Annotated in this window: 1 protein-coding gene; it reads left to right on the plus strand. The window is 70.0% G+C overall.

The window, feature by feature from the left end:
- On the plus strand, positions 1-380 hold a 380-nt coding region (locus tag GPA27_RS28745; RefSeq protein WP_169143769.1), incomplete at both ends, for a HAMP domain-containing protein.

Below are 380 nucleotides of genomic sequence, written 5' to 3' on the forward strand. Positions count from 1 at the left end.
AGGAGATGTACCCCGCCATCGACCCATTGCAGGAGGTGCTGGGCCAGCTGATGCAGGTGCAGCTGGACCGTGCCAAGGCCGAGTACGACAGTGCGGCCGCCAGCTACCAGACCATCCGCGCACTGGCGGTCACGGCCGTGGTGGCGGGCATCGTGCTGGCGGTGCTGATGGGCGGCGCCATGATCCGGCAGATTTCGCGCGCGCTGGGCGATGCGGTGCAGATCACCGACGCGGTGGCGCAGGGCGACCTGACCGTGGCGATCCACGCGCGGGGCAAGGACGAGATCGCCCAGTTGCTCAGCGGCCTCACCGCCATGCGGGACAACCTGGCGCATGTGGTGTCGGGCGTGCGTGGCAATGCCCAGGGCGTGGCGTCGGCC

Origin of the sequence: Aromatoleum toluolicum (genome assembly GCF_012911005.2) — a bacterium.
Classification (GTDB): domain Bacteria; phylum Pseudomonadota; class Gammaproteobacteria; order Burkholderiales; family Rhodocyclaceae; genus Aromatoleum; species Aromatoleum toluolicum.